The 21,937-nt window shown below is 59.4% G+C and carries 21 protein-coding genes; 7 read left to right on the top strand and 14 right to left on the bottom strand.

Annotated elements, in window-relative coordinates; translation table 11 throughout:
• The first annotated feature begins 98 nt into the window (after positions 1-98).
• Positions 99-563 (top strand): bacterioferritin, encoded by a 465-nt coding sequence (gene bfr, locus ACYZT3_RS26420; protein WP_282379281.1) that lies wholly within the window; start codon positions 99-101, stop codon positions 561-563.
• 65 nt (positions 564-628) lie between these two features.
• Here bfr and uvrA read toward each other — a convergent pair whose 3' ends face one another.
• Positions 629-3,463, bottom strand: coding sequence for an excinuclease ABC subunit UvrA (uvrA, locus tag ACYZT3_RS26415; RefSeq protein WP_462031075.1), 2,835 nt, complete (start codon positions 3,461-3,463; stop codon positions 629-631).
• A gap of 191 nt (positions 3,464-3,654) precedes the next feature.
• Between uvrA and ACYZT3_RS26410 the strand changes: the two genes are divergently transcribed.
• Positions 3,655-5,052 carry an MFS transporter gene (locus tag ACYZT3_RS26410; protein ID WP_462031074.1) on the top strand — a complete coding sequence of 466 codons (1,398 nt, stop codon included), beginning with the start codon at positions 3,655-3,657 and terminating at the stop codon, positions 5,050-5,052.
• Between the two features lie 9 nt (positions 5,053-5,061).
• A complete protein-coding gene (locus tag ACYZT3_RS26405; RefSeq protein WP_016969466.1) occupies positions 5,062-5,589 on the top strand; it encodes a single-stranded DNA-binding protein in 528 nt (175 codons plus the stop codon).
• Between the two features lie 70 nt (positions 5,590-5,659).
• On the opposite strand, the gene ACYZT3_RS26400 is transcribed toward ACYZT3_RS26405, so the two are convergent.
• The 9 genes from ACYZT3_RS26400 to ACYZT3_RS26360 all read right to left on the bottom strand — a co-directional run bounded on the left by ACYZT3_RS26400 (position 5,660) and on the right by ACYZT3_RS26360 (position 12,542).
• Positions 5,660-6,817 carry a glutathionylspermidine synthase family protein gene (locus tag ACYZT3_RS26400; protein WP_462031073.1) on the bottom strand — a complete coding sequence of 386 codons (1,158 nt, stop codon included), beginning with the start codon at positions 6,815-6,817 and terminating at the stop codon, positions 5,660-5,662.
• 12 nt (positions 6,818-6,829) lie between these two features.
• Positions 6,830-7,543 (bottom strand): DUF1190 domain-containing protein, encoded by a 714-nt coding sequence (locus ACYZT3_RS26395; RefSeq protein ID WP_282379266.1) that lies wholly within the window; start codon positions 7,541-7,543, stop codon positions 6,830-6,832.
• Between the two features lie 18 nt (positions 7,544-7,561).
• Positions 7,562-7,990, bottom strand: coding sequence for a DUF350 domain-containing protein (locus tag ACYZT3_RS26390; protein WP_131062034.1), 429 nt, complete (start codon positions 7,988-7,990; stop codon positions 7,562-7,564).
• Between the two features lie 15 nt (positions 7,991-8,005).
• Positions 8,006-8,680 carry a DUF2491 family protein gene (locus ACYZT3_RS26385; RefSeq protein ID WP_462031072.1) on the bottom strand — a complete coding sequence of 225 codons (675 nt, stop codon included), beginning with the start codon at positions 8,678-8,680 and terminating at the stop codon, positions 8,006-8,008.
• A complete protein-coding gene (locus ACYZT3_RS26380) occupies positions 8,667-9,701 on the bottom strand; it encodes an ion channel (protein ID WP_462031071.1) in 1,035 nt (344 codons plus the stop codon). The genes ACYZT3_RS26385 and ACYZT3_RS26380 overlap by 14 nt, the downstream gene beginning before the upstream one ends.
• A 73-nt stretch (positions 9,702-9,774) precedes the next feature.
• The gene (locus ACYZT3_RS26375) at positions 9,775-10,338 is read right to left on the bottom strand and encodes a rhomboid family intramembrane serine protease (RefSeq protein ID WP_282379258.1); all 564 of its coding nucleotides are present in this window, start codon (positions 10,336-10,338) and stop codon (positions 9,775-9,777) included.
• A gap of 71 nt (positions 10,339-10,409) precedes the next feature.
• A complete protein-coding gene (locus tag ACYZT3_RS26370; protein ID WP_282379256.1) occupies positions 10,410-11,108 on the bottom strand; it encodes a PspA/IM30 family protein in 699 nt (232 codons plus the stop codon).
• Between the two features lie 24 nt (positions 11,109-11,132).
• Entirely contained in the window at positions 11,133-11,714 is a 582-nt protein-coding gene (locus ACYZT3_RS26365) for a YjfI family protein (protein ID WP_282379254.1), read from the bottom strand.
• Positions 11,715-11,987: 273 nt separating this feature from the next.
• The gene (locus tag ACYZT3_RS26360) at positions 11,988-12,542 is read right to left on the bottom strand and encodes a cysteine hydrolase family protein (RefSeq protein ID WP_462031070.1); all 555 of its coding nucleotides are present in this window, start codon (positions 12,540-12,542) and stop codon (positions 11,988-11,990) included.
• Between the two features lie 102 nt (positions 12,543-12,644).
• Between ACYZT3_RS26360 and ACYZT3_RS26355 the strand changes: the two genes are divergently transcribed.
• From ACYZT3_RS26355 to ACYZT3_RS26345, 3 genes are all read left to right on the top strand, one after another.
• On the top strand, positions 12,645-13,631 hold the full coding sequence (locus ACYZT3_RS26355; RefSeq protein WP_462031069.1) for a GlxA family transcriptional regulator: 987 nt from the start codon (positions 12,645-12,647) through the stop codon (positions 13,629-13,631).
• Between the two features lie 177 nt (positions 13,632-13,808).
• Positions 13,809-14,918 (top strand): DUF3182 family protein, encoded by a 1,110-nt coding sequence (locus tag ACYZT3_RS26350; protein WP_282379248.1) that lies wholly within the window; start codon positions 13,809-13,811, stop codon positions 14,916-14,918.
• Positions 14,908-15,666, top strand: coding sequence for an alpha/beta hydrolase family protein (locus tag ACYZT3_RS26345; protein ID WP_282379246.1), 759 nt, complete (start codon positions 14,908-14,910; stop codon positions 15,664-15,666). Before ACYZT3_RS26350 ends, ACYZT3_RS26345 begins: the two co-directional genes overlap by 11 nt.
• Before the next feature lie 12 nt (positions 15,667-15,678).
• Here the strand turns inward: ACYZT3_RS26345 and ACYZT3_RS26340 are convergent, their stop codons facing one another.
• Genes ACYZT3_RS26340 through ACYZT3_RS26325 form a run of 4 tightly spaced genes read right to left on the bottom strand, consistent with a single transcriptional unit; the run spans position 15,679 to position 19,493 of the window.
• Positions 15,679-16,668 carry a lysylphosphatidylglycerol synthase domain-containing protein gene (locus ACYZT3_RS26340; protein ID WP_462031068.1) on the bottom strand — a complete coding sequence of 330 codons (990 nt, stop codon included), beginning with the start codon at positions 16,666-16,668 and terminating at the stop codon, positions 15,679-15,681.
• Entirely contained in the window at positions 16,655-17,950 is a 1,296-nt protein-coding gene (clsB, locus tag ACYZT3_RS26335; RefSeq protein WP_462031067.1) for a cardiolipin synthase ClsB, read from the bottom strand. The genes ACYZT3_RS26340 and clsB overlap by 14 nt, the downstream gene beginning before the upstream one ends.
• Positions 17,947-18,744, bottom strand: a complete 798-nt coding sequence (locus tag ACYZT3_RS26330; protein ID WP_282379238.1) for an endonuclease/exonuclease/phosphatase family protein — start codon at positions 18,742-18,744, stop codon at positions 17,947-17,949. The genes clsB and ACYZT3_RS26330 overlap by 4 nt, the downstream gene beginning before the upstream one ends.
• Entirely contained in the window at positions 18,741-19,493 is a 753-nt protein-coding gene (locus ACYZT3_RS26325) for a DUF72 domain-containing protein (RefSeq protein WP_462031066.1), read from the bottom strand. The genes ACYZT3_RS26330 and ACYZT3_RS26325 overlap by 4 nt, the downstream gene beginning before the upstream one ends.
• 274 nt (positions 19,494-19,767) lie before the next feature.
• On the opposite strand from ACYZT3_RS26325, the gene ACYZT3_RS26320 reads away from it, so the two are divergent.
• Positions 19,768-21,897, top strand: coding sequence for a mechanosensitive ion channel family protein (locus ACYZT3_RS26320; protein WP_462031065.1), 2,130 nt, complete (start codon positions 19,768-19,770; stop codon positions 21,895-21,897).
• Positions 21,898-21,937 lie beyond the last annotated feature (40 nt).

The raw sequence follows: 21,937 nt of genomic DNA, 5'->3' as shown, positions 1-21,937 counted from the left end.
CTTTTCTCAGAATATCTTCGCTTTTGTCGCGCAGGCAGAGTGACCAAACAGTCTGCTTGGTTCAAACTACAGACTTTCAAGCAGGGAGATGTAGGGCGATGCAAGGCCACCCAGACGTAATCGATTACCTCAACACGTTGCTGACCGGCGAGCTGGCGGCGCGTGATCAGTATTTCATCCATTCGCGGATGTACGAGGACTGGGGTTTCACCGAGCTCTACGAACGTATCAACCACGAGATGGAAGAAGAGGCGCAGCACGCTGACGCCCTGATGCGCCGGATTCTCATGCTCGAAGGCACTCCGCGCATGCGTCCGGACGACCTGGATGTCGGCACCACAGTGCCTGACATGCTTGCCGGTGACCTGCGTCTGGAATACAAAGTCCGCGCCGCACTCTGCAAGGGCATCGAGCTCTGCGAGCGTCACAAAGACTACGTCAGCCGCGAGATGCTGCGTATTCAGCTGAACGACACCGAAGAAGATCACACCTACTGGCTCGAGAAGCAGCTGGGTCTGATCAAGTTGATAGGCCTGGAGAATTACCTGCAATCGCAGTTCTGATTCCGCCGCCTACAAAAAAGCCCCTGTCACCTATGAAGTGACAGGGGCTTTTTCGTGGGCCTGATTCAGGCTTTGTCGCGAGCCAGCAGCGGCTTGAGGTAGAAGCCCGTGTGAGACTGCTTCATCTCCGATACTTCTTCCGGCGTACCGACGGCAATGATCTGGCCGCCCTTGGAACCGCCTTCCGGCCCAAGGTCCACCAACCAGTCGGCAGTCTTGATAACGTCCAGGTTGTGCTCAATCACCACCACGGTGTTGCCGTGATCGCGCAAGCGGTGCAGCACGTCGAGCAATTGCTGGATATCTGCGAAGTGCAGGCCGGTTGTCGGCTCATCAAGGATATACAGCGTCTTGCCGGTATCGCGTTTGGAGAGTTCGCGAGACAGCTTCACCCGCTGGGCTTCGCCACCCGACAGCGTGGTCGCTGACTGCCCGAGCTTGATGTACGAAAGGCCGACATCCATCAACGTCTGAAGCTTGCGCGCCAGGGCCGGAACCGCATCGAAGAACACTCGCGCCTCCTCGATCGTCATCTCGAGGGTTTCGTGGATGTTCTTGCCCTTGTACTTGATCTCCAGAGTCTCGCGGTTGTAGCGCTTGCTCTTGCAGACGTCGCACGGGACATAGATGTCCGGCAGGAAGTGCATTTCCACCTTGATCAGGCCATCGCCCTGACAAGCTTCGCAACGCCCGCCCTTCACGTTGAAGGAGAAGCGTCCAGGCCCATAACCGCGTGAGCGGGACTCCGGCACACCGGCAAACAGTTCGCGAATCGGTGTGAACAGCCCGGTGTACGTCGCCGGGTTGGAGCGTGGCGTGCGTCCGATCGGGCTCTGATCGATGTCGACAACCTTATCCAGATGCTCCAGACCTTTGATGCTGTCGTGAGCGGCCGCTTCGAGCGTCGTTGCACCGTTGAGTGCCGTGGCGCTCAAAGGAAACAGCGTGTTGTTGATCAGCGTCGATTTGCCCGAGCCGGACACGCCGGTGACGCAAGTCAGCAGACCAATTGGAATGTCCAGATCGACATTGCGCAAGTTGTTGCCGCGAGCGCCCTTGAGGGAAAGCGACAACTTCTTGTTACGGGGCGTTCGTTTGGCCGGAACGGCAATCTTCACCCGCCCCGACAGATATTTGCCGGTCAGCGAATCGGGATGAGCCATGACCTCGGCCGGCGTACCTTCGGCGACGATATGCCCGCCGTGTACACCTGCGCCGGGTCCGATATCCACCACGTAGTCGGCCAGACGAATCGCATCTTCATCGTGTTCGACCACGATCACCGTGTTGCCGATGTCACGCAGGTGCTTGAGCGTGCCGAGCAGGCGATCGTTGTCCCGTTGGTGCAGACCGATGGACGGCTCGTCGAGGATGTACAGAACCCCTACCAGACCCGCGCCGATCTGACTGGCCAGACGAATACGCTGAGCCTCACCGCCGGACAAGGTGTCGGCACTGCGATCCAGCGACAGATAATCGAGGCCAACGTTGACCAGGAACTGCAAGCGCTCGCGGATTTCCTTGAGAATCTTGTCGGCAATTTCGCCGCGACGGCCGGTGAGTTTCAGAAGCCCGAAATACTCGCAAGCGTCGCCGATCGGCAGATTGGTCACCGCCGGCAGCGTCTTCTCGCCAACCCACACATGCCGCGCCTCTCGGCGCAGGCGGGTGCCACGACAATCCGGGCAATGCTGGGTGCTGAGGAACTTGGCCAGCTCTTCGCGCACCGAGGCTGACTCGGTTTCGCGGTAGCGGCGTTCCAGGTTCGGCACGATGCCCTCGAACGGGTGCGAGCGTTTGACGATGTCGCCACGGTCGTTCAGGTATTTGAAGTCGACGTTCTGCGAACCGCTGCCGTGCAGGATGTACTTCTGCTGATCGACTGGCAGATCGTTGAACGGTACTTCCAGGCTGAACTTGTAGTGGGATGCCAGCGACCCGAGCATCTGGAAGTAATAGACGTTGCGCCGGTCCCAGCCGCGAATCGCGCCTTCCGCCAGCGTCAGTTCGCCATTCACCAATCGCTTGATGTCGAAAAATTGCTTAACGCCCAGGCCATCGCAGGTCGGGCAAGCGCCGGCCGGGTTGTTGAAAGAGAACAGCTTGGGTTCCAGCTCGCTGATGGCGTGGCCGCAAATCGGGCAGGCGAAGCGCGCGGAGAAGATAATCTCTTCGCCGGGCTCGTCGTCCATTGGCGCTACCAAAGCGATGCCGTCCGCCAGCTTCAAAGCCGTCTCGAACGACTCGGCCAGGCGCTGTTGCAGGTCGGCGCGGACCTTGAAACGGTCGACCACCACATCGATCGAATGCTTCTTTTGTTTATCCAGCTTCGGCAACTCGTCCAGCTCGCAGAGCCTGCCGTTGACCCGGGCCCGCACAAAACCCTGGGCACGCAACTCTTCAAAAACCGACAGATGTTCGCCTTTACGCTCGCGGATCACCGGGGCCAACAGCATAAGCTTGCTACCCTCCGGTTGAGCCAGGACCAGGTCGACCATCTGGCTAACGGTCTGGGCTTCCAGCGGAATGTCGTGATCCGGGCAGCGCGGAATACCCACGCGAGCGTAAAGCAGGCGCAGGTAGTCGTAGATTTCGGTGATGGTGCCGACCGTCGAACGCGGGTTGTGTGAGGTCGACTTCTGTTCGATGGAAATGGCTGGCGACAAACCTTCGATGGTGTCGACGTCAGGTTTTTCCATCATCGACAGGAACTGCCGGGCGTAGGCCGACAGCGATTCGACGTAACGGCGCTGGCCTTCGGCATACAGCGTGTCGAATGCCAGGGACGATTTGCCGGATCCGGACAGGCCGGTGATGACGATCAGTTTGTCCCGTGGCAGGGTCAGGTCGATGTTCTTCAGGTTGTGGGTTCGGGCCCCACGAATCAGGATCTTGTCCAAAGTGGCCTCGCTCGGCGGGCGTCGAAAACGTAGGAGTATACGGCCAAATACTGGATGGATGCACACTATCAAATAAGCGGGTTGCAGCCTTACGTGAAGACTCTGTCAGCAGAGCGCGTCAAAGCGTCGCGATATACCCCGTCAATCGATGGGACTGGTAGAATCGCCGCCGGTTCACATGAGGTTTTTCCATGCACGATCCCCACAGCGAACGCATGAGTGGCAGCGAGACCCGCGCAGCAAGCGGTCTGGCCCTGGTGTTCGCCTTCCGTATGCTTGGCATGTTCATGGTGTTGCCGGTACTGGCGACCTATGGGATGGATCTGGCAGGAGCGACCCCGGCCCTCATCGGGCTGGCGATTGGCGCTTACGGCCTGACCCAGGCGATCTTTCAGATTCCTTTCGGCTTTATTTCCGACCGCATCGGCCGTCGTCCGGTGATTTACCTGGGGTTGATCATCTTCGCTCTCGGTAGCGTGCTGGCGGCCAATGCCGACTCGATCTGGGGCGTGATCGCCGGACGGATCCTGCAAGGTGCCGGGGCGATTTCCGCGGCGGTGATGGCGTTGCTGTCAGACCTGACCCGCGAACAGCATCGGACCAAAGCCATGGCGATGATCGGCATGATGATTGGTCTGTCATTCGCTGTCGCCATGGTTGTAGGCCCGTTGCTGACCCGCGCCTTCGGCCTGTCCGGGTTGTTCCTCGCCACGGGCGGCATGGCGCTGTTCGGCATCGTGATCGTGATGTTCATGGTGCCGCGAGCCAACGGCCCGTTGCAGCATCGCGAATCCGGTGTCGCGCGCCAGGCGCTGATACCGACACTCAAGCATCCGGACCTGCTGCGTCTGGACTTGGGCATTTTTGTGTTGCACGCGATGTTGATGTCGAGCTTCGTTGCGTTGCCTTTGGCGCTGGTCGAAAAAGCCGGGCTGCCTAAAGAGCAGCACTGGTGGGTGTACCTGACCGCGCTATTGATATCCTTCTTCGCCATGATCCCGTTCATTATCTACGGCGAGAAGAAACGCAAAATGAAACGAGTTTTACTCGGCGCCGTCGTGACGCTGATGCTCACTGAGCTATTCTTCTGGCAGTTCGGCGATAGCTTGCGGGCTCTGGTGGTGGGTACGGTGGTGTTTTTCACTGCGTTCAATCTGCTGGAAGCTTCGTTGCCATCGCTGATCAGCAAGGTTTCACCGGCAGGCGGCAAGGGCACGGCGATGGGGGTTTATTCCACCAGCCAGTTCCTCGGTTCGGCACTGGGCGGCATCCTCGGCGGCTGGTTGTTCCAGCATGGCGGTTTGTCGGTTGTGTTCCTGGGATGCGCCGGTCTGGCTGCCCTCTGGCTGGCCTTTGCTGTTACCATGCGCGAACCTCCCTACGTGACGAGCCTGCGCTTGCCGTTGTCGCCCGAGGCGATCCGCGAAGCGGGTCTGGTCGAGCGCCTGAAGGCCGTCGTAGGGGTAACAGATGCAGTAATCGTCGAAGATGAAGCGGCGATTTACATCAAATTGGACACCGAACTATTGGATCGCACCACCCTTGAACGCCTGGTGAACAACCCGGCCGGGGCAGCGTGCGTAGCCTAGGAGAACGTTATGGCCCGTGGGGTTAACAAAGTCATATTGGTCGGCACTTGCGGCCAGGATCCCGAAGTTCGCTACTTGCCTAACGGTAACGCCGTGACCAACCTGAGTCTGGCGACCAGCGAACAGTGGACCGACAAGCAAACCGGTCAGAAGGTCGAGAAGACCGAATGGCACCGTGTGTCGATGTTCGGCAAGGTTGCCGAAATCGCCGGCGAGTACCTGCGTAAAGGTTCGCAGGTTTACATCGAAGGCAAGCTGCAGACCCGCGAGTGGGAAAAAGACGGTATCAAGCGTTACACCACCGAAATCGTGGTCGACATGCAAGGCACCATGCAACTGCTGGGCGGCCGTCCACAGCAGGGCGACCAACAAGGCGGGGGCAATAACTACCAGCAGTCCGCCCCGGCTCCACGCCAACAGGCTCCGCGTCCTCAGCAGTCGGCACCGCAGCAGTCGCGCCAGGCTCCAGCTCCACAGCAGGCAGCTCCGCAACCGGCTCCGGATTTCGACAGCTTTGATGACGATATTCCATTCTAGGATTCACCCGATCTAAACAAAAAGGCCCGTCGCTAACAGCGCCGGGCCTTTTTTGTGGGCGAAGGATTTGTCAGTCGAGGATCAGATGCGGCAGAAACCGACTTGAATCCTTGGTGATCAAACTGTTGTCTTCCCGCACGCCAATGCCGGCCGCTTGGTCGCCAATCACCCACGAGCCCACCAGCGTGAAGCTGTCGCCAAATTGCGGCAACGGTGCGAATTCCTGAAGGATAAACGGCGCGTCGGTGTAGGGGCCGTCCTCTTTTACGATCAGGCCCTCAGCCGTTTGCAACTCGATGTTGGCGCCTTCCCGCGAGAAGAACGGTTTGCGCACCCAGCCCTTGGGCACCGCTGTGGTCGGATTGGTATCCAGGTGGGCGGCGAGCAGGTTCGGGTGTCCTTTGTTGGACTCCCATAGCAGCGGCAGGATGCCTTTGTTGGAAATGATGGATTTCCACGCGGGCTCGAAAAACTGCGTATCACTCTGGGCAATCGCTGCACCGAAGGGCTCGTGGAAGATGAACTCCCAGGCATGCAGCTTGAACAGGTGAGGAATCCAGCGATCTTCGAGGTCGACGAAACGTCCGTCACTGGTCAGGCCAATGTCTTCGAGATCGATGTGGCGAGATTCAATGCCGACTTTCTCTGCAATCAGACGCAGGTAATCGGTGGTGCCCTTGTCTTCGACCGAGTCTTTCATCGAGGCGAAATAGAAAGGCTGTTTAAGCTGTAGCTGGGCGAAGGCCTGATGCAGTTTGGTGTCAATGCTGTTGAACTGGTCGGCATGCTTGGGCAACAAGCCGCGTCCGATGCATTGCTCCAGCCAGCCCCACTGAAACGCTGCCGCTTCATAGAGGCTGGTCGGCGTGTCGTAGTTGAGTTCCAGCAATTTTGCCGGTCCGGTGCCGTTATACGAGAAGTCCATGCGCCCATAGAGGTGCGGGTGGCCTTCGAGCCATGAAGTCCGAATCATGTCGAAGAACGGCGCAGGAATGCTCAGGCGCTCCAGCAACTCTTCGCTCTGAACCACCCGGGCGACCAGGTCCATGCACATCTCATGAATTTCGGTGGTCGGGTCTTCGAGATCGTTTTCGATCTGCTTGAGCGTGAACTGGTAATACGCGCTCTCGTCCCAATAGGGTTCATCGTCGATGGTGTGGAACAGAAATCCGAGACTGTCGGCGGTCTGTTTCCAGTCATGACGTTCTGCGCAGAGAATCTTTTTCATGGCCCGGTTTCCTTAACTGCTCGAACCGCCGCCGCCCCAGCCACTGCGTGCGCTGGCCTTGCTGCCGAAACCGCCACGGGCGGTGGACGAGGCAACCGACACCGGCTTGCTGGCGGAACGAATCGAATCGGCGTAGTTGCTGCTGCCGTACCTCGCCTGATTGGACTTGGTAAAGGTCGAGCCCTTGGCAATCCGCTGGCTGAGCGTGGAAGACGAGTAACCGCCGCGGTCATCGCGGTAGCGATACACCGGTTGCGAGTAAAAGCTGTTGCGGTTGCTGCTCAGCATGTTGCCGATCAGCAAACCGGTCAGCAGGCTGGTGCCGGAGAATCCGGAGCCACCACTGTTCGCTTCCGAGGCGGGCAGTTGGGCCTTGGCCGCGTCCACTTGGGACTGCGTCACTTCGCCATCGGCGGTCAGTTCGAAACCGCCCAGTTTCGGGATGAACTTGCCGGTGGAATCTTGCTGGCACCAGTCTGCGACAAAGTCCGCGTCGCAATCGGCCTGATTGTCGTAGACCGGCGCAATGCGCCGATGCTCCGTCATGGCAGCCATGTAGGCGTCAGAGCAGACGTCTACCGGGAGTTTTTCATCGGCACATTGCTGGACGGACTGGAAGTTGTACTTCTTCTGCACCGGGTAGGTTTTTTCCGTCGGCCCGCAGCCGGATATCGCCATGGCGACCGAGGCGGCCAGCGACAGTTGAACGTACTTGCTTCGTTTCATCGGGAGCTCCCTGCGCGATCAGTTCGGGGTAGGGGTCATGCAGGCGGCGTTCAACATGCCGACGCTGATGGCCACGGCCGCGACATAGACACCCGCCGCGATTTCACCTTTCTTGATGCGTTCCGACGTGCCTTTCAAGACCAGGCTAGTCACCAGGAACGCCAGCAGTTGCACGACGGCGGCGATCAGCGACCAGACGACAAAGTCAAGCAGGCTGATCGAGTAGGCAATCACATTGCTGGCCGGTATCGCGAAACCGATGAGCGCACCGCCCAAAGCGATTGCGGCCGCGACGTTGCCCGAACGGATCAGTTCAAACTCCTTGTGCGGAGTGATTCGGGTGTAGATGAACTGGAACAGCGCGAACAGCACGGCGGCGCCGAGGATGTACGCAACAAACCCGAACACGGCGGCTTTGTTCAGGGAGATGGAGAGCGCTTCTAGCATGGACTTCTTCCTTATTTAAAAAGTGTTCAGGTCGGTGGTGTACAGCGAAATGCCCCGCGACGTGCTCAGGCTGATGGCGCCTTCGGCATCTTCTTCGACGGAAAACAGCAGGAATTCACGGCGATCGGTCAGGCCGGTTTCGCGCGCGTACAGCATCGAACGGTGTTCAATGCTGTAGGACTCATCCGGGTTTTTCAGGTATTCGCTCAACGCTACCAGTTCTGTCTGGCCATCCTCGGTGCCCCACTCGCGGGTGTATTCGACGCCGTTGTGGGTGTAGGTCGGCAGACCGATAAGGCTTTGCGGGCCGGCCAACCGACTCAACTCCGCCTCGCTGCTGATGGTCACGTAACTGAGGTAGTTGAACAGGATCACCGACTCGACCTGCCCGGCGATGGCGCCGGTGGTGTGCACTTGCAGCCAGTAATCTTCGTCATTCATGTAATAACGCGACAGCCAGGTCGATTGCCCGAGGTCAACGGTGCCGTTGCTCCAGATCTGCTGGGAGCCGGGAATGATCACGCTGGTTTTTTCGTCGAGCAGCAATTTCAGGGTGGTGTCGAACATCACCTCTTTGCCCAATGCCAGGCCCAGCGGACCGATGGCGGGCGGGGTTTCGTTGGCAGTCCATTTTGAGTCCGGATTCGCATTCGGGGCCTCAAGCCCCATCATCTGTTTAAACCATCCCATTGGAGATTTCCTTGAGGCGAGTGGAGACGATGTAGAAGAGTTCACCGCCCTCAACGCGAGTGGCGCCGGGCGGGTTGATCGAAGGGTGTCGGGCGCCTTTGGCACGGTAGCCGATAAGGGTCGCGTTGTGATGCTCTTTCATCTGTGCATACAGATCGCCGAATGTTGCTTCAAAAGCCTCGGGCAGTTTCATCAGGTACTGGGTGGCGCCTTGACCCACGCACAGCAATTCATTGATGACTACTGACGAGCCCGGATCCTGAGAGGCGCGCACCAACATCTCGATGGCCATGCTTGAGGTGCATTCCAGGCTCGGTGCGTAGGAGCTGGCCAGCGCGGCGATTTCACTTTCATTGAAGTGGGCGACCACATGCCCGACCGGTTTGAGCTGATTGACCGCCAGCACGGTGGCCAGGGTCAGGTCGTCGGAGTGGGTTCGCACCAGCACGCGCTCGGCACCGGGAACGCCGGCGCGCACCAGCAGCGCGCCGGAGGACAGGCTTTCACCTTTGATAAAGGCCGCTTTGCCCTGCATCGGGTTTTCTTCAAGGTCGCAATCGCAAATGACGATCAGGTTGTCATTGGAGGTTTCATCCTGAAGCAACAACTCGATGACCCGCTCGCTGGACGATCCCGCCCAGCCGATGAGCACCGTGTGGCCGGTCTTGCCGGTGAAATCACCTTTGCCCTTCATGCTTTTTCTCCATACATCAATGACGCTGCTGGTGGTTTTGCCGATGGCTGCCGTCAGCAGCGCAATGCCCCCGAGCATGACCCAGGTGGCCACGAAAACCCGTCCCTCCGAGGTTTGGGGCGCAAGATCGCCGTAACCGACCGTCAGCGTGGTGGTGAGGTAGAAATAGGTAAATGTGGCGGGGGCGGTGAGGTGTTGTTCGCCCAGAAGCACCAGGCCGAGCCAGGCCGTGCTCAGGTGGATGCCCAAGGCAATCGCCAGTCCCGCCCAGCCGAAACGGTGGAAGAAGGACGAGGCATACACGCGTAATAAAAGAAAAATAGACATGACGTCCCTGACTCCGTGGGATGACTCGTTCCTGGCAATGCGCAGGCCCGAACCCCTGAACGTTCAATAGCCTTTACCCGGCGGCATTAAACCTGTTGCCGGGCGTCGAGAGAAGTACCTTGGCTGCAATAAATCCGGCGAATGCCCCGGCGATATGGCCTTCGAAGGAAACCCCCTGGCGTGGAAGGAAGCCAAACACCAGGCCGCCATACAGCAGAGCGACGACCGCGGCCGTGATCAGGTTACCCCAACTGTGCTGGAACCAGGCGCGCGACAGAATGTACGCCCACAGCCCGAACACCCATCCGCTGGCACCGATGTGCATCCCGGAGAACCCGAACAGCCAGACCAGCAAGCCGCCCAGGCCAATGATGATCGCGCTCACGGCGATGAAGCGATTGAGCCCATCGACAATGACCAACGTGCCGAGGATCAAAAAGGGAATCAGGTTGGCGCTCAGGTGCGCAAAGGACGCGTGCAGAAAAGGCGAGGTAATGATGCCGAGCAGACCGTGCAATGTCCTCGGGACCAGGCCAAATGCAACAAGGCTGTAGCCGGTCGCGGTGTTGAGTACTTGCAGCGCGACCATGAGGATTGCCAGGCCGGCAATTGTCTTGAAACCCTTCAGGGCATCCATCCTTGACCTCTACTCGACAAAAAAAGGAAGGGCAATGAATGCCCTTCCCGTTCAGCTTGCGCCCCGCCCGGTTACTCGGCTGATTTTTTCTTCAGGCGATCCAGGATTGCGTTGGCGCTGCCCGAATCCGGGGTAATGCCGGCTTCGCGCAGCTTGCGCTCCAGATCGGTGCCGGTCGATGCATCGGCCAGTTGATCCTGGGCTTCCAGTTCAGCGGCGCGTTGCTGCTGCTTGGCCTGCAGGCGGTTCAGTGTACCGACGGCGGTTTCCAGCTTGCCGTTGGCGCCGCCACTGGCGATCGAAGCGCTGACCTGGGCTTTCTGTACGCTATCGCGGGCCTTGGCCATGTCCACTTGCTGGCGCAGGCTTTTGATGCGGCTTTCGGCCTTGGTGATGTCTTTGCGCATGTTGTCCGCGTAACCGCCGAATTCGGTGGCCTGCTTTTGCTCGACATCAAGCTCATTGGTCAGGGTCGAAATGGCTTCGGCCACTTCCAACGCCAGGTCTTCGCGGTTGGCCTGGATCGCGGCCATGGCCTTGGATTCGAGGTCCTTGATCTTGGCGTTGTGCTCGGCCACACGATCAGCCGACAGCTTGTGCTTGGCCATGATGGTGACCAACTCACGCTTGGCATTGGCCAGGGCGCTGTCAGCATCGCGGATTTCCTGGTCGAGGATGCGCAGGGCCTGTTGGTCGACGATGGACTCGCCGACTTCGTTGGCACCGCCGCGCAGCGCGGTGAACAATTTGCTCCAGATAGACTGAGTCATTGGATATTTCCTGTTCCCGAATAATTAATTGAAGAAGCGTTCGAAGGCTTCGCTGGCGCGCTGGACGTTGTCGACGAGGGTTTTCACCTCGGTCACGATGTTCGTCAGGCTGGAGTCGGAGCTCAGTGCGCCGAACATGTTGTAGACAACCTGTCCGTTGGGCATCGACTCGATACCGATCGAAGACAGCGGGAACAACTCACGGCTGCGCAGGACGGCATCGTTGAAGGCCGGTACGTCCTTGATCGACTCGACGTCCACCAGCACGGTGTCGACGATGATCTGCTCGCCCACGACTGCGATGTAAATCGGCAGGCCACCGAAGTCGTTCATTTCCAGCTTGATGCTCGACTCGGAACCCTGGACGAGGGAGAGAGTGATGTCGTTCGAAACCACTTCATCAAGGGCCTGAAGGGCGCTGAAGAGGCGATCGATGTTCCAGTTAGTACCTGCGCTCATGTAATTCTCCGACATGAATGAGCCAGCCAGGATCGGTTGGCGTAGCTGTTTCTCCATCTGCTTGAGCAGGCTTCGATTTTCGGGAAGCACCCAAGTCTCGTGTTTCACATAACCGGCGGCACCCAGGCCCGCGCGCATCTGCTTCATGTAGAAGCTCGACGGTTTTTTCGCGGACGGTCTCGAGCGCTCTCCCTTGCTGCTCGCTGTATCGGTATCAGGCTCGGCAGGCGGACCTGATGGAGAGCGGCTTTTCATGCTGGTGACTCCGTTGTGAAATCTCACGCGTGAGAAACACTACAGTGATTTTTTGCGCCTCTCAATAGCTCACGCGTGAGATTTTTAGCAACCGGAAGCGCAAAGGCCCGCAATGCGAAAACGCGGCGGGCCTTTTGTTTATCGAGTTGTTTCAGGGTGAGGGCGTTAGCGGCTGGCCGCGAGGAATTCGTCGGCGGACACCACACTGGCATAGGCAAAACCCAGGGCCGACATGAACGCCGCGTGGACATGGGCCGCTGGAACTGTGACACCGTTGAATTCCAGGTCGCGAGTGGCACAGGCGTCATGGATCACCGTGACGGTGTAGCCAAGATCGGCGGCGGCGCGGGTGATGCCATCGACGCACATGTGGCTCATGCTGCCGATGACCACCAGGTTTTCGATGCCTTGCTCATCGAGGATGGCTTCCAGTTCGGTTTCGCGGAACGAGTTCACAAAATGCTTGAGCACGACCGGCTCGTCGGCACGGTTGAGGACTTTGGGGTGCAGCTTCGCGCCCTCGGAGCCCGGCGTGAAGAAGGGCGCTTCGTCGGAGGAAAATTCGTGACGGATATGCACCACCGAATCACCCGCATCGCGGAAGGCGTTGATCAACCGTACGGCGTTGTCCGCGGCGGCGTCGGCACCGACCAGCGGCCACTTGCCTTGGGGGAAGTAGTCGTTTTGGATATCGACTACGATGAGTGCTTGCTTGGCCATGACTGTTTCCTCGAAGTGCGTGCTGGGTGTGGAATGAAGTATTGGGTTTGGCAGGCCGTCCGAGGATTGGCCGCACCGACAATAGAAGGGGGAAAACTGACAATGGACGCAGAAAGGGCAATCGCCGAGCTGGGCGTTTTGATCTATCCCGGCGCGCAGATGGCGGCGGTGCATGGGTTGACGGACTTGTTCGGGGTGGCGAACCGGATTGCCAGCGAGCATCAGGCCGCGCAATTGCCATTGCTGCGGATCAGCCATTGGCAGGCCGATGGCGATCAGATGCCCGAGCGGGTCTACGACAGTCATCCCGCTCCTGACGGCGCGTTGGTGGCGGTGTTGATCCCGCCGTCGATTGGCGGTTTTTCCCCTGGCCAGGCACCGCAGGGGTTGATCCGCTGGATGCGCCAGCAACACGCGAATGGCGCGACACTCGGCGGGGTGTGCGTGGGGTCGATTTTGTTGGCCGAAAGCGGCCTGCTCGACGGTCGTAGCGCCACTACCCACTGGACCTCGGCCAACGCTTTCGCCGAGCGTTATCCTGCGATCAAGCTCAAAGCCGACACCCCCATTGTTGACGACGGCGACCTGATCACCACCGCCGGGCTGATGGCCTGGTCCGAACTGGGCTTGCGTCTGGTCAACCGTCTGTTGGGGCCGAGCATCGCCACCAGCACCGCGCGGTTTCTGGTGGTGGAACACAGCGACAGCGCGAGCGAGTGCGGCAGCAACTTTTCACCGATACTCAGCCATGGCGATGCCTCGATTCTCAAGGTCCAGCATTGGCTGCAAAGCACCGGAGCGACCGATGTGTCGCTGACGATGATGGCCGAGCGGGCAGGGCTGGAAGAGCGCACTTTTCTGCGTCGATTTCGCGCGGCAACCGGGCTCAAACCCACCGAATATTGTCAGCACCTGCGGGTCGGCAAGGCTCGGGAAATGCTCGAGTGCACCAACGGCACCATCGATCACATTGCCTGGACGGTGGGTTATCAGGATCCGAGTGCCTTTCGGGCGACGTTCAAGAAAATTACCGGGTTGGCGCCGAGTGATTACCGGACACGGTTCGGGGTGGGAGCGAGTCAGGGGTGAGTTCCAGTCGTGCAAAATGCCGGAGTTCAAACCCTTGTCGTGCAGAATCAAACAGGCACGGTGCCATCATGTTTTTCGCAACTGGCTGACTTGAAAGCCGTTTGTCTTCGTCCCCCCTTGGCCTGATCTCTGCACCCCTTCAACTACATTCATCAAGCGCAGATTGAAGGGGGACGCATGACCCCAGCAAATCGCAAGAAACTAGTGGTCGCCCATTCCGTGCGCCCCGAGGCTCCGTTGCATGAAGTGGAAACCAATCGCGCACTGGCGCGTTGGCTGGCGCAGATTCTGGGGCTTAAATACGGTGGCAGTTACGACCCCGGACTGCACAACGGTCGAGACCTTTATCTATTGCCGACCCAGACACTTGTTGGCGCCGCTGCCGCCCGGCAATTAGGGGTCAAAGGGCCGGAGGATTTGTGGGGCGGTTACGTCGACCATGACTTCATCTGCACCAAAGCCATCAGTCACGGGTTATGCAACAAAAATGCTCACGCTCCGGAAGGCTGGTCACCGTTGTTTTCCGAACGTGTGCGCAGCGTGGTGCTCGATGGCCTCAGCGTCTTTTCCCTGGAGGATGCGCGCCCTGCGGCAGAGCATCTGCTCTACAGCGGCCCGATCCGCATCAAGCCTATTCATGCCTGCGCCGGACGCGGTCAGGAAGTGATCAAAAGCCTCGACCAGTTCGATGCCATCCTCGCCAGATCCGACGCCGAAACGCTGTTCACCGAAGGCGTGGTGCTGGAACAGGACCTGGACCAAGTGATCACCCACAGCGTCGGTCAGACCTTTATCGGCGACAAGGTGCTGAGTTATTGCGGTGATCAGTACTTGACCAAAGACGGTCAGGGCGAGCAGGTTTATGGAGGCTCCAACCTGCTGGTGGTGCAGGGGTATTACGACGATTTGCTCGAACTGGACCTGCCGGACGATGTGCGGCTGGCGATCCGGCAGGCGCAAGTGTTCGACAGCGCCGCGGATGAGGCTTATCCCGGTTTCTACGCCTCGCGGCGCAACTACGACATCGCCCAAGGTGTGGACAGTAGCGGCAAACAGCGCAGTGGTGTGCTCGAGCAGTCCTGGCGGATGGGCGGTGCCAGCAGTGCCGAAGTCGCCGCCTTGCAGAGCTTCGTCAACGACCCCGGGATGCGCGCGATTCGCGTGTCTTCGGTCGAGACCTACATCGACCAGCCGCTGCCGACGGACGCCATCGAGGTGTATCGCGGGCCGGCGCAAAACAGTGACTTTCTTCTCAAGTACGTAACGGTTAAATCCTATGACGGCTAGAAGCGAAACCATTCAAATCGACATCGACGATGAACAGATGATCGGAACTTTTCTCAGCCCCAAATCAAAAGTCCCCGGCGTGCTCTTTGTGCACGGCTGGGGCGGCAGTCAGGAGCGGGACCTGGAACGGGCCAAAGGCATCGCCGGTTTGGGTTGCGTGTGCCTGACGTTCGACTTGCGCGGGCACACCGGCGGGACGGGTATTGCGCTGAGTCGAGTGACGCGCGAAGACAACCTGCGCGACCTGCTGGCGGCGTATGACCGCTTGCTCGCGCACCCAGCGCTCGATACATCGGCGATTGCCGTGGTCGGTACCAGTTATGGCGGTTATCTGGCCTCGATCCTGACGTCATTGCGTCCGGTGCGCTGGCTGGCGCTGCGGGTACCGGCGCTGTATCGCGATGATCAATGGCACACGCCCAAGCGTGACCTGGATAAGCTCGATTTACGTGATTACCGCCGCACGTTAGTCCGCGCCGACAACAATCGTGCGCTGCATGCCTGTTCGCAGTTCACCGGGGATGTGCTGCTGGTTGAATCAGAGACTGATGACTATGTACCCCACGCCACCATCATGAGTTACCGCGCGGCCTGCCAGCAGACTCACTCGTTGACCCACCGGATTATCGACGGAGCCGACCACGCCTTGAGCGAACCTGTTTCGCAACAGGCGTACACCTCGATCCTGGTGGGCTGGATCACCGAAATGGTGGTGGGCGAGCGGTTGAGCATTATTCAGTCATCGTAAAAACATCGGCTGTTAATGCCTCGGTTTCTTCTCGATCCGCAATGACTTGGCCTTGGCTTCCACGATCAGATACATCACCAGGGTAATCAGAAGCGGCAGGATGAAATAGATCGCCCGATAAGCCAGCAATCCGCCCACTAGGCTCCCTCGGGACGCTTCATGTTGCAGCAGCGCCACGAACACCGCTTCAAGCACGCCGAGCCCGGCGGGAATGTGCGTGATGACCCCGGCAATCGCGCTGATCAGCAACACCCCAAGCACCAGCGGATAATCCAGCTTGCTCGGTAGCAAGGTGAAAATCACCGCCGCCATCAGCGACCAATTCAGCGCCCCGAGGGCCAGTTGCAGCACCGCCATGCGCAGGGACGGCAGGTTGATTTCCACCCCGCGTATCGACCATTCCCGGCGCTTGGAAAACTGACACGCCGCCAGATAACCCGCGCTCACCAGCAACAACAACACGCCCACACCTTGCAATGCGCCTGTGCTCAGCTTCCAGCCTGGTGGCATTCGCACCAGTCCGCTGCTGAACACCGCACCGGCAATCACCATGTAACCGAACCAGTTGGTCGCCAGGCTCAACCCGAGAATTTTGGCGATGTTGCCCTTGCTCACCCCGAGGCGCGAATACAGGCGATAACGCATGGCAATGCCACCGACCCAGGCACTCAGGTTGAGGTTGAAGGCATAGCTGATAATCCCCACGGGCAGGATCTGCTTCCACGTCAGGTCCTGGCGAATGTAGGTACGACCGATCAGATCGAAACAGGCGTAGACCAGAAAGCTCACCAAGGTCAGGCCGGATGCGATGATCAGCGTGCGCACCTTGAAATCGGCGAGGGTGTCGAACACTTCGTTCCATTCGATGCGCTGGGCGAGCAGCGTAATCAGCACAATCAGCGCCAGGAAAAACAGCATCGTCAGCGGCCGTTTCCAGCGGCTCCAGCGAGATTTTCTCGGGCTGTCGGCGTGGGCTGTCGGGTGTGCGTCAGCGCGGTTCATGGTGGTCGCTCCCGGCCGGATGGATGAACGGCGTCAGGCGCGGTTTATGCGCCGGCAGCCAACCGGCCCAGGCTGGGAAATGCCGCAAAAAGTGAAACACCAGAAAGCCGACGGTCATGTGCCAGATCCGTCCGCGCGGGGTTTTGTCGGCGGACATGGCCTTGCAATGGTTGTTACTCAGGTCTTCGAGGCGTTTGAACAGGTCGCGGTTGAAGGCGCGATCGCGGATCAACACATTGGCTTCCAGGTTCATCGACAGACTCAATGGGTCGAGGTTGCTCGAACCGACCGTGCTCCAATCCTCATCCACCAGCGCGACCTTGCCGTGCAGCGGACGGTCGCAATATTCATAAATCTGCACGCCGGATTTGAGCAGGTAGTCATAAGTCATGCGCGCGGCGAGTTTGGCCACCAGCATATCGGGCTGACCCTGCAGGATCAGCCGCACATCGACGCCACGGCGCGCCGCGTCGCGGATCTCGCGCAGCAGGCGATAGCCCGGAAAGAAGTAGGCGTTGGCGATCACGACTCGGCGCTGGGCACTGCGCAGCACCTGGCGGTAAACCTCTTCGATGTCGCTCCGATGCTCGCCGTTGTCGCGGTACACCAGGCGAACCTGGCCGTCATGATCGCTGAACGCCAGTTCCGAGCGCCGTTGCCTGCGCCGTTGCCACCAGTATTTGGCGCGAGCCGGGCGACCGCTTTGCAGCAGGGCGAAGTGATGAATGTCGGCCACCGCCGGGCCTTGTACTTCAACGGAGTAATCCTGTTTGGCCTCAGGGCCGAAGTCAGCCAAATGGTCGGCGGAAAAGTTGATGCCGCCGATGAACGCAATCGTGCCGTCGACCACCACGATCTTGCGGTGCAGGCGGCGGAACCAGTTGGTGCGGATGCCCAGATGTTTGGGCGCCGGGTCGAAAATCTGGATGCGTGCACCGGCCTCGCTCAGGGCGGCGAGGAACCCGGTGCTCAGCTCGCCACAGCCAAAGCCGTCGAGGCTGACGGTAATCCGCACGCCGCGTTGAGCCGCCTCGATCAGGATCTGTTGCAGTTCATTACCCACCTTGTCCTCAAACAGGATGAAGGTTTCCAGCAGGATTTCAGTTTTCGCCTGACGCAGGACCTCGAACACCCGGGGGAAGTACGCTTCGCCGTTCTCCAGCAGCTCTACACGGTTGTTGCCTTGCCAGCCATATTCGACGTTGACCGCGCCCGGTTCGCGGATCGGCGGGGTTGTGGGTAAGTGTTCCACATTGGTTTTGTCCAGCGATGGGCTGCTCATACCTCGATCTCCACCGATAGCGGTGCGTGGTCTGATAGGTGTGACCAGGGCCGCGCGGCCAGCACTTGCGGATGACTGGCCTTGAGGTTGCGCACGTAGATGCGGTCAAGACGCAACGCTGGCAATCGCGCTGGAAAACTGCGCGCCGGTTTGCCGTGGAGTTCGGCGAAAACCTCCCGTAAACCCCAGGGTGTGAGCAGTGCGTCGGCACGCTGGCGCCAGTCGTTGAAGTCACCGGCAACGATCACCGGGGCATCGCTCGACAGTTCTTCGAGGCGCTGGGCCAGCAACTTGAGTTGTTCGGTCCGGTGGGTTTCGCGAAGGCCCAAGTGCACGCAAATGGCATGCACTTCCTGGCCGTCACCTGGCAGGCGCAGCACGCAATGCAGGATGCCGCGGCTCTCGTGACCGCTGATGGACACGTCGAGGTTGTCGTGGCGAATGATCTGGAACTTCGACAGCAACGCATTGCCGTGATCGCCCGCCGGATAGACCGCATTGCGTCCATAGGCGAACTGCGGCCACAGGGTGTCGGCGAGGAATTCGTATTGCGGCATCGGCGGCCAATTGCTGTAGCGCTGGGGATGGTGCTCGTGGGTGCCGTGAACCTCCTGCAAAAACACCACGTCGGCGGACACACTGCGCACCGCTTCACGCAACTCGGGGAGGATGAAGCGCCGGTTGAGGGCGGTGAAACCCTTGTGAGTGTTGACCGTCAGCACGGTGAAGCGGCGCACGGCGGTGATGATTTGTTGCTGTTCGTCGGTGGTGCCGACCGGTTCGGAAATGCTCATGACAGCACTCCTTCGGCGGCCAGTTCACCGGGACGGGTGGCGAGGTCTTTATCCAGATGAAAGCGCTCCAGCAAGCGGCGGGCATCGAATGGCGCACGGACTTTGATGTCGTTGTCGAAATAGCAAAACACCGCGCGGGACTTGCGCGCTTTGGGCCATTGACCGGCGGTGTCGGCGATAACCAGCGCAGCATTGCGGCATTTGAGCAGGCGGACGAATGCTGGGTCGACGAAGCTCTCGTTCCTGATTTCCACGGCATGGCGCAAAGGCTTTTCCCCGTAGGCCTTCATGCTGGCGCGACCGTTCAGGCGCGAATCGTGTTGATGGGCGAGGGCGGCGGCTTCTTCGGTGTGGTGGGGCAACTGCTCCAGAAAGGTTTCGAACAACTCGGCATCGAATTTGAAACTGGGTGGGGATTGCCGGAGGATCGGACCGAGTTTTTCCTTGAACTCCAGCACCCTTGAGGCGAAGAAATTCGCCAAGGGTTTATGGATGTCTCGCAGTCGCCTGATGTGAGTAATGAAGCGCGGGGCGTTGACGCTGAAGACGAAGCCCGCCGGGGTTTCTGTGTACCACTGGGCGTAGCGTTCAGGCCGTTGCAGGGCGTAAAACGATCCATTGATTTCAATGCTGTTCACCGCCCGTGAGGCGAATTGCAATTCGCGCTTGTGAGTCAGCCCCTTCGGGTAGAAATCCCCCCGCCAGGGCGTGTATCGCCAGCCTGAAAAACCGATGTGAATCGCCGCCATATCGCCTCCCGTCTAATGGTCTTCGGACTGCCCCTGTCTTTTGATGACTGCGGGGCGTGCGAGAAAGTTTCGACGGGAGTACGGATGGTTAAAGCAGCACGAGCAAAGATCGTTCCCACGCTCTGCGTGGGAATGCAGCTCGGGACGCTCCGCGTCCCTAAAGCGGACGCGGAGCGTCCGTTGAGGCATTACCACGCAGAGCGTGGGAACGATCGGAACTTGCCTACACTTTGCCGATCAGTTCCTTACTGACCCTTTTGCAGGAGCGCCGCGTTTGTTCAAGTTCAAGACCGCGATACTACTGGGGGCGTTGTCGATTCTGGGCAGCAACGAGCTGGAGGCTGCCGCACTACCGGGTGTGCCGGCGGCGGCCACCGCCGCGACACCACTGGCCCACCCCGAACCGCTGGTACAGGGTGGTTTGCTGGGTGCCATCAGTTCGAGCATTGATCAAGTCCAGGGAAAGCTCGATCTCAACGAGGACCTACTCGACGCCTGGCGCCTGCGTGCAGACCGGGCGGCGGTTGAGGTGGATAAACTGGTCAATCATCCATCGGCCCGTTCAAGCTGGAGCGTGGCGGGGGATTTCCTGCTGTTGTCCTGTGTGTGGATTGGCGTCTTTGCGCTGCTCTGGCTGCTGGGAGGGCTGCTCGCCACACGTCTGTGCCAGAACCGCGTGCTACTCACTCGCGAGCGCGGTCAGGCGTTACTCGGTTATGTGTTGCCCTACACGGTTCCGGCGGTGGTCAGCCTGCCGCTGACACTCTACGTCAGCCACTTCTTGCAAGTGTCCGCCGGCCGGGCGCTGGCATTGTGTTTCGCTTATGCCACCAGCAGCGGCATTTTCGCCGCGTCGTTGCTGTTGTCGCTGGTGGTGCTGTTCAACGCCGGTCATAAGCGCCGGGCGGTGCAGATTATTCGTCAGCACAGCCCACGACCGCTCTTTTTGATGGGCTTCCTCGTGGCCCTGAGCGACGGCTTGACCAGTCCGCAGATCGCCCGCCTGCTCGGCGGCAATCTCACCAGCAGTGTCGCGGTGTTCACCGGGGTGGCGGCCTCGGTCATCTTTGGCTTTTTGGTGATCAAAATGCGCCGTCCGGTCGCCCATCTGATCCGCATTTTGCCGTTGGCCCAGCGCCTCAGTCAGCCGGCCTTGCGTGAAATGCTGCGGATCTTTTCCGGGCTCTGGTACTGGCCGATTCTGTTGATGGTGCTGGTGTCAGTGATCAACCTGATCGGCATTGGCGACGACAACCAGAAAGTGCTGCGTTGTGCGCTGTTTACCACAGTGTTGCTGATTGCGACGGTGTTTCTCAGCACGTCGCTGCATCACCTGTTCAAGTCGCGCAGTGAGTTGGCCGTGCGCCGCAGCAGTGCCTACAAAGAGCGCTTTCTGAGCCTTTCGCACGCGTTGCTGCGGATCGCCCTGGCGATTGTGTTCATTGATGTCCTGGGGCGCATCTGGGGCGTGTCGCTGTTCGAGTTTGCGGTGAGCAATTCGGTTGGCCGGGCGATCAGCGATTCCCTGAGCCGTATCGGTTTAATTTTCCTGGTGACCTGGATGGGCTGGGTGGTGTTGGACACGGCGATTCAGGAAGCCCTGAAACCACCCGTTAACAAGCGCTCGGCGCGCCAACCCAGTACCCGAACCAAAACCATCCTGCCGCTGCTGCGCAACGCGATCAAAATCATCCTGGTGGTGATCTGCGCCATCACCACCATGGCCAACCTGGGAATCAACGTTGCACCCTTTTTGGCCGGTGCCGGTGTCGTGGGGCTGGCCATCGGTTTCGGTTCCCAGCAACTGGTGCAGGACGTGATCACCGGGTTGTTCATCATCATCGAGGACACGTTGTCGATTGGCGATTGGGTGGTGCTCGATTCTGGCCACGCCGGCACCGTCGAAGGCCTGACCATCCGCACCTTGCGCCTGCGCGACGGCAAGGGGTTTGTGCACTCGGTGCCATTCGGTCAGATCAAGGCTGTGACCAATCAATCGCGGCAATTCGCCTATGCGTTCTTTTCGGTGCAATTCACTTACGACACCGATGTCGACAAGGCTATCGAGTTGATCCGCGAGGCCGGCGATTCCATCCGCGACGATGCGTTCCTCAAGTACAACCTGCAAGGGCCGCTGGATGTGTTTGGTGTCGACAAGATGGACCTCAACGGTGTGGTGCTGACGGCACAGTTCCGCACGGTGTCGGGCGGGCAATACGCCGTGAGTCGGGCGTTCAACCAACGTTTGAAAAAGCTTGTGGATAACAGCCCGTGGGTGCATTTCGCGCAGACTTATCCACAGCAGGTTTTGATGTCCAGGCAGGCTGCTGAGCTGCCGCAAAGCGATGGGCTTGCATCGCAGCATTCATCGGTGTTGCTGCCGGATCAACCGCGCACTCAATGATTTGTGTTGGGGCTGATGGCCTCATCGCGAGCAAGCTCGC

The sequence above is a fragment of the Pseudomonas sp. MDT1-16 genome, assembly GCF_054898115.1.
This window is presented reverse-complemented; position numbering and strand designations above follow the sequence as displayed.